At 66.9% G+C, this 7,323-nt stretch carries 7 protein-coding genes; 2 read left to right on the forward strand and 5 right to left on the reverse strand.

The genetic code is table 11. From position 1 onward, the window contains the following. Positions 1 to 8 precede the first annotated feature (8 nt). Complete coding sequence (locus VNW74_RS22505) at positions 9 to 1,328, reverse strand: DUF6350 family protein (RefSeq protein WP_325680901.1); 1,320 nt, start codon at positions 1,326 to 1,328, stop codon at positions 9 to 11. A gap of 72 nt (positions 1,329 to 1,400) precedes the next feature. Next, positions 1,401 to 2,270, reverse strand: coding sequence for a DUF5336 domain-containing protein (locus VNW74_RS22510; protein WP_325680903.1), 870 nt, complete (start codon positions 2,268 to 2,270; stop codon positions 1,401 to 1,403). Positions 2,271 to 2,516: 246 nt separating this feature from the next. On the opposite strand from VNW74_RS22510, the gene VNW74_RS22515 reads away from it, so the two are divergent. Beyond that, positions 2,517 to 3,365: an LLM class F420-dependent oxidoreductase gene (locus tag VNW74_RS22515; RefSeq protein ID WP_325680905.1), complete on the forward strand. Its 849-nt coding sequence runs from the start codon at positions 2,517 to 2,519 to the stop codon at positions 3,363 to 3,365. After that, positions 3,362 to 3,745, forward strand: a complete 384-nt coding sequence (locus VNW74_RS22520; protein ID WP_325680907.1) for a hypothetical protein — start codon at positions 3,362 to 3,364, stop codon at positions 3,743 to 3,745. Before VNW74_RS22515 ends, VNW74_RS22520 begins: the two co-directional genes overlap by 4 nt. Here the strand turns inward: VNW74_RS22520 and VNW74_RS22525 are convergent, their stop codons facing one another. The 3 genes from VNW74_RS22525 to sucC all read right to left on the reverse strand — a co-directional run. Beyond that, a complete protein-coding gene (locus tag VNW74_RS22525) occupies positions 3,746 to 5,275 on the reverse strand; it encodes an acetyl-CoA acetyltransferase (RefSeq protein ID WP_325680909.1) in 1,530 nt (509 codons plus the stop codon). Between the two features lie 6 nt (positions 5,276 to 5,281). After that, positions 5,282 to 6,184: a succinate--CoA ligase subunit alpha gene (gene sucD, locus VNW74_RS22530; RefSeq protein ID WP_325680911.1), complete on the reverse strand. Its 903-nt coding sequence runs from the start codon at positions 6,182 to 6,184 to the stop codon at positions 5,282 to 5,284. A 17-nt stretch (positions 6,185 to 6,201) separates the two neighbouring features. Further along, the coding region (gene sucC / locus VNW74_RS22535) for an ADP-forming succinate--CoA ligase subunit beta (protein WP_325680913.1) at positions 6,202 to 7,323 on the reverse strand (1,122 nt) is incomplete at its 5' end.

The following is a 7,323-nucleotide window of genomic DNA, read 5'->3' on the forward strand; positions in this document are numbered from 1 at the left end:
GGGCGAGCCTAACCGGACCCGTCCGGAGACGGCTGATCCGCGGCCGGCTCGGCGGCTTGCTCGGTCGCGGACGAATCGTCAGCTTCGACGACGACGCCGGGATCGTCGCCGTCAGACTCGTCGACCGGGTCGGTCGAGGGAATCGGCTCGGGCGCCACCGGAGGCTGCGCCGCCCGGGCCGGTTTACGCTTCCGCGGCGGGTATCTGACGCCGCCGGCCATCACGACGGTGATTGCACCGACGACGGCGAACCAGAGAAACACCGCGAACCCGAAAGTGCCCTGGTCAGTCCCGACGTCGCCGAAGTTGCCCAACTGCCCGCCGGCGGCATAACCGAGTAGCGCCATCGTCAGCGCCGCCACCGAGGCCGCGACCAACAACTTCGCCATCGCCGTATGGATCGGCAGCGGCCGGCGCGCGCACTGCTGTCCAACCGCCACCCCCGACGACGCGCCGATGATGAGCAGCGCAACCCAGGCCGGCCCCAGCGGCGGGTTGGGGGCCGCGGCCAGCACCGGCAGCGCGGGGATATCGCCGCCGAAGACGGTGAACGAGCTGAACGTCGCAAAACCCAGATGAGCGCTGGATCCCACTGCGATCGCCGCAGTGCCCACGATGACGTTGGGCACATAGAGCACCGACAGCACGGTCAGGCTGAACTGACCGAAAATCGAATTGGTGATCGCGTACAGCTCCTGCATGGTCCCCCAATGCACCACCAGCGAGGCTGCCGTGACCATGCCGGACAGCCCCAGTAGCGCCAGCACGCCGGCCATCGCGGCCCGTAACGAATCGACCACCCAATCCGGCAGCAGTGACGTCCCCAGAACCCGGCGGCCGACTCGAGAGCCGACACCGATCGACGCACCGATGGCATGGACGACCAGCACACTCATGAACGCCCGCAACGCGCTGGGCGTCTGCAGTTCGGTGATTACCGATGCCGCGTCGTGAATGACCGCCAGCGAGATGGCGGAGATCAGCAGCGGTCCGCCCAGTGCCGAGGCCACGATCCAGCGGATGACGAACCAGGAAGCCGTGGCGGGGGTGGCCTGCGCGGTGGTGCGTGCGGTGCCCCACACCATCAAGAGGACCGGCAGCAGCGGCATCACGCCCAGTTCGCGACCGCCGATCGAGATCGGCACCTGATGCACGCCCAGCCACATACTGGCGATCGCACCCAACGCGCCGGTCATGTCGCTGTTGGCGATCAGCAACTGCAGCAGCGTCACCGCCGCGATGACCACCAACGCCACCAGCGCGGGGCCGAAGGCAACCCGCAGTAGGTCACGGGCCTGACGGGCGCCCGCCGCTCGACTGTCCTGCACCCGCGTCACGCTTCGAGCACGTTACCGACTAGGTCCCCTCGCTGGCGACGCGGCGCGCCCGAGTGCGCACGGTTAGGACGGTGCCGGGCCCGATGGCGACGACGGCGCCTGCGGCTGCTGACCCTGGCCATACGAGTGCTGACCCTGGCCGGAACCGGCGTGGTTTGCGGAGTTGCCCTGACCCGGTCCGCCGGAACCGGAGGACGGCGGCGGGCTGAAGCTGGGGAAACCCGTCGGCGGGGTGGGCGATCCTTGTTGTTGTCCCTGCTGCGATCCGGACTGCGGAGCCGGGATGGGTCCGGATTGCGGGCCGACCGCGCTGAAACCGCCGGTCGACGGCCCCGACGGGTAGCCGCCGTATTGGGCCCCGTAGCCGGACTGCTGAGGTGACTGCTGCTGGTAGGGAGACTGCTGACCGTAGTAGCCGCCGTACTGCCCGTAGTACTGGTCGTATTTGGGCCGCGGTGCCGGCGGGGTGATGACGCCGGCATCGAGCAACAGGGCGGTGACCGCAAGCAGAGCCTGGACCACCCCGGAGCCCAGGGCGAACCACAGCGCCCAGCCTCGACCGGATGCGCCGATCGTGTCCTCGATCAGCAATAGCGCGCCCAGTACGGCGACCGCCGCCACCACCGCGGCGTAGTTCTTGGCCTTGGGCAACACGCTGACCCCGGCCAGCAGCGCCGCCAGCAGTCCCAGGTCGATCGGCAAGGTGCTGCCGCTCTCGACGAGTTCGTCGCCGTTGGGAAGAATGCGGGTGATCATCGGGCCGTAACTCAGCAGATAGCTCGCCAAACCGAGCGCCAGTACCCCGATGCTCAGGTAGACCTTCAGATTGCTTTCACCGTCATCGGATTTCGTGAACGAGGGTGTGGAGGAGGCCCCGTAGCCCCCGTGCGACTGCGCGGGCGGATATCCGGGACTGCCGGGCGAGTAGGTCATGGCTTCTCCTGTGCCTTCCAGTGCTGTTGCGGCGCTACTGTCGTGCGGCGCTGGTCCTCCAGGCGGCCGCTGCTCGCGACGCTACCTCAGACCGCTCTGTGAACGCCGTGACGACTAGCGCGGGCGTTTGCGACGCGTGCCGATCAACCACGCTAGCGCACGTTGAGCAGTAGGCGGCGCACACCTCAAGACCATGCCGGGGCCCCGCCCTTGCCCGCAAGATTGGAACACGTTCTAATTCAGTGCATGGATTACGGGCTCGTGCTGTTCACCAGCGATCGCGGTATCACCCCGGCGGCAGCTGCCACCCTCGCCGACGATCACGGCTTTCACACCTTCTACGTGCCTGAACACACGCACATTCCGGTCAAGCGCCAAGCCGCCCACCCGACGACGGGTGATGCGTCGCTGCCGGACGACCGCTACATGCGCACGCTGGACCCGTGGGTCAGCCTCGGCGCGGCCTGCGCGGTCACCTCGCGGGTGCGGCTGTCCACCGCGGTCGCGTTGCCGGTTGAGCATGATCCGATCACGTTGGCGAAATCTATCGCGACCCTCGATCACCTATCCGGTGGGCGAGTCAGCCTCGGTGTCGGGTTCGGCTGGAATACCGATGAACTCGCCGACCACGGCGTGCCGCCCGGCCGGCGCCGCACCATGCTGCGTGAGTACATCGAGGCGATGCGGGCGTTGTGGACCGAGGAGGAAGCTTCCTACGACGGCGAATTCGTCAAATTCGGGCCCAGCTGGGCGTGGCCCAAGCCGATCCAGCCGCATATCCCGGTGCTGGTGGGCGCCGCAGGCAACGAGAAGAACTTCAAGTGGATCGCGCGCAGCGCCGACGGCTGGATAACGACTCCCCGCGATTTCGACATCGACGAGCCGGTGAAGTTGCTGCAGGACACCTGGGCAGCCGCCGGTCGGGAAGGCGCGCCGCAGATCGTGGCGCTGGATTTCAAGCCGGTGCCCGAGAAATTGGCGCACTGGGCCGAATTGGGGGTCACCGAGGTGCTGTTCGGACTGCCCGACAAGTCGACGGACGAGGTCGCGGCCTATGTGGAACGCCTGGCCGGCAAACTGGCCGCCGCCGTATGAGCCGGCACTTCCCCTATCGCTACGATCTCCGCCTGGCCCCGATATGGCTGCCGTTTCGGGCGTGGCCCGGCCCCCAGGGTGTGACCGTGACCGACGACGGCCGTCTGGTCGCCCGCTACGGGCCATTCCACGTCGACGCGCCGCTGTCGCTCGTAGAAGGCGCGCACGTCACCGGTCCGTTCCGATGGTGGACCGCGGTCGGCGCCCGGCTGTCGGTTGTCGACGACGGACTCACGTTCGGCACCAACGCCTCTGAAGGCGTATGCATCCACTTCGAGCCGCGAATCCATCGCGTGCTCGGCCTGCGTGATCACTCGGCGCTCACCGTGACCGTCGCGGACACCCAAGGGTTGGTGGCTGCGATCACGAGCGCCGTCTAGTCAGCCGAGCGCGCAGCGGTTTCCGTAGTCGAACGAACGCACGACGACGGACCGTCCCAGCGGGTCGCCGTCGGTGAGCAGCCCGATCAACTCGTCGTCTTCGGTGGTCGCAAGGAACCGGCTGCCGTCGGCGTCCAGCCGGCCGATGACGATCCCGGTAGGCCGACCGCCGTCGCGCCGGACCGTGTAGGTCTCGACGGTGCCCGGGCCGTCGGCCTGCTCCGTCACCGCCACGGCGGGCGCCTGGCCGATCTGCTCCTGCAGTTGCGCGCTGCGGTCCGGTCTCCACTCGGCAGCTGTGGTCGAGTAGACCCCGACCGAGTACTTGCTCAAGATGCCGCCGTTGGCGCCGACGAGACCGAATTGTCCTGGCGCGCTTCGGCACTTGGCGATCGTCTCGGCAACGCCGTGCATTGAATAGTTGTTGCCGGCGCCGCCGAAGAACGGCAGGCCACCGGTCAGCGTCAGCCCGCGAGGGTCGTCCGGCGCGATTCCCATACCGTCGCAGATGTTGAAGACCGGCACCGGAAAGCAGCTGTAGAGATCGAAAGTGTCGATGTCGTCGATGCCGACGCCGGCGACCGAGAGCGCTTCGCGCACCGCCATCACCGCCGACGGGGCCTGGCCGAGATCCGGCCGATCCAGCAGGCTCTGCTCTTCGAGATCGGCGTGCCCGTGCAGATAGACCCAATTGTCTTCGGGCACACCAAGCTTGCGTGCAGCTTCGACGGACATCAGCAATGCCGCGGCGCCCTGGTTCACCTGATCACGAGCGACCAGCAGCCGAGGATACGGCTCGGAAATCATCCGGTTGCGCTCGGTGACGGTGATCAGTTCCTCGACGCTACGTTCGACCGGCGCGGCGGCGAACGGGTTCTCGGCCGCCACCTTGGTGAACGGAGCGAACAGCTCGCCCATCCGCCGTAGGTAATCGGCGGGCCCGAGTCCAGTTCTGGCCCGCCGGGCATTCTCCAGCAGCCCGTATTGGGTGGGCGCATCGACAAGCCCATGGATGACCGTGTAGCGGCTGATAAGTCCGTCCAGGCCGTGGCCGCGGTCTTCCAGCGAACCGTCAACGGCCTCGGAGAAGTCCGGCCGATTATCGGACCCGGCGAAGTAGCGATTGGTCGAGGTCGCGTCGGAACCGAAGACCATCGCAACCTCGGACCGGCCGGCGGCGATCTCGCCGGCCAGTTCGGTGATCAGGTGCTGGGGGCCTTGGCCGCCAACGACTTCCAAGATGACGCGGGCGGGATCCGCGCCGATCCGGTTGGCCACCGACCGCGGGTAGTTGTTCGACTTGCCCAGCACCGCCTTGGCCGGCCCGGAGATCTCGAATTGCCGGACGCCGGCGATGGTGTCGATCGACGCGGCCACCTTGGCGGCGTCGGCGCCACAGTCATCTAGCGCGGCGCGAGCACCGCCTGCTGCCAGTTCGACGGCCGACATTCCTTGGTAGTACGCGTCGTCGATGCGCTCCGCGGCCTGCCCGACACCAACGACGACGGGAGTCCGCGGGTTGAGGCTCACCAGCGCCTACAGGCTCTGCAGGATGTTCCGCGCCAGCGCAGCGGTTTCCGACGGGGTCTTGCCGACCTTGACCCCGGCCGCTTCCAGGGCCTCTTTCTTCGCGGCGGCGGTGCCCGACGATCCGGACACGATGGCGCCGGCATGACCCATCGTCTTGCCTTCCGGCGCAGTGAATCCCGCAACGTAGCCGACGACCGGCTTGGACACGTTGGCCTTGATGTAGTCGGCCGCACGCTCCTCGGCGTCACCACCGATCTCACCGATCATCACGATGAGCTTGGTGTCGGGGTCCTTCTCGAACGCCTCGATCGCGTCGATGTGGGTGGTGCCGATCACCGGGTCGCCGCCGATACCGATCGACGTCGAGAATCCGAAATCGCGCAGCTCGTACATCATTTGGTAGGTCAGCGTGCCGGACTTGGACACCAGGCCGACGGGACCGGATCCGCTGATGTTGGCCGGGGTGATGCCTGCCAGCGCCTCGCCTGGCGTGATGATGCCGGGACAGTTCGGCCCGATGATGCGCGTCTTCTTGCCCTTGTCGACGTTGTACGCCCAGGCATACGCGCTGTCCTGCACCGGAATTCCCTCAGTGATGACCACTAGCAACGGGATTTCGGCGTCGATGGCTTCGATGATGGCGTCCTTGGCGAATTTCGGCGGCACAAAGACGACCGACACGTTGGCGCCGGTTTCCTTCATCGCCTCGGCGACGGTGCCGAATACCGGAAGCTCGACGTCCTTGCCGGCGGCATCCACATGCGAAACGGTGGTTCCCGCCTTGCGGGCGTTGACACCGCCCACCAACTGGGTGCCCGCCTTGAGCATGAGCGCGGTGTGCTTGGTGCCCTCACCGCCGGTAATGCCCTGGACGATGACCTTGGAGTCTGCGTTAAGGAAAATTGACATGGGTCATTGATCCTTTTCTATTTGTTCGCCAGCTCGGCGGCTTTGTCGGCGCCGGCGTCCATCGTGTCGGCCTGGACTACCAGCGGATGGCTGGCTTGGGCCAGGATGCGTCGGCCTTCGTCGACGTTGTTGCCGTCCAGCCGCACCACGAGCGGCTTGTTGGCCTCGTCGCCGAGCATGTTGAGCGCGGTCACGATTCCGTTGGCGACCGCGTCACACGAGGTGATGCCGCCGAACACGTTCACGAACACGCTCTTGACCTGCTTATCGTTCAGGATGACGTCCAACCCGGCCGCCATCACCTCGGCCGAGGCGCCGCCGCCGATGTCGAGAAAGTTGGCGGGCTTGACCCCGCCGTGCTTCTCGCCGGCATAGGCCACCACGTCCAGCGTCGACATCACCAATCCGGCGCCGTTGCCGATGATCCCGACCTGACCGTCGAGCTTGACGTAGTTCAGGTCGTGCTCCTTGGCCTTGAGCTCCAGCGGGTCAGTGGCGTCGCGGTCCTCGAACTCGGCATGGCCGGGCTGCCGGAAGTCGGCGTTCCCGTCGAGCGTCACCTTGCCGTCCAGCGCCAGGATCCGGTTGTCGGGCGTACGCACGAGTGGGTTGACCTCGACCAAGGTGGCGTCCTCGCCGACGAAGACCTCCCACAGCTTGGCGATGGTGATCGCCGCGGCGTCGAGCACCTCGGCCGGCAGGTGACCCTGCTCGGCGATCGAACGGGCGAACGCGAGATCGACACCCTTCACGGCGTCCACCGGAACCTTGGCCAGCCGCTCCGGCTTGGTCGCCGCAACCTCCTCGATCTCCATGCCGCCCTCCACCGAGCACATCGCCAGGTAGGTGCGGTTGGCCCGGTCGAGCAGGAAGGAGATGTAGTACTCCTCGGCGATGTCGCTGGCCTCGGCCACCAGCAGCTTCTTGACGATGTGGCCCTTGATGTCGAGGCCGAGAATGTTCTTGGCGTGCTCGTAAGCGTCCTCGGGGGTGGCGGCGTACTTGACGCCACCGGCCTTGCCCCGGCCGCCGACCTTGACCTGCGCCTTGACCATCACCGGGCGACCGATCTCTTCGGCGATGGCCTTGGCCCCGTCAGCGGTGTCGGTAACCCGGCCGGGCGTCGTCGGAACATTGTG

The organism is Mycobacterium sp., from assembly GCF_035570115.1.
Lineage (GTDB): Bacteria > Actinomycetota > Actinomycetes > Mycobacteriales > Mycobacteriaceae > Mycobacterium.

What these genes read in the sequence shown, in the direction of transcription:
- VNW74_RS22510 (WP_325680903.1), bottom strand. Translation starts at nt 2,270, where the DNA reads ATGACCTACTCGCCCGGCAGTCCCGGATATCCGCCCGCGCAGTCGCAC.
- VNW74_RS22515 (WP_325680905.1), top strand. Translation starts at nt 2,517, where the DNA reads ATGGATTACGGGCTCGTGCTGTTCACCAGCGATCGCGGTATCACCCCG.
- VNW74_RS22520 (WP_325680907.1), top strand. Translation starts at nt 3,362, where the DNA reads ATGAGCCGGCACTTCCCCTATCGCTACGATCTCCGCCTGGCCCCGATA.
- sucD (WP_325680911.1), bottom strand. Translation starts at nt 6,184, where the DNA reads ATGTCAATTTTCCTTAACGCAGACTCCAAGGTCATCGTCCAGGGCATT.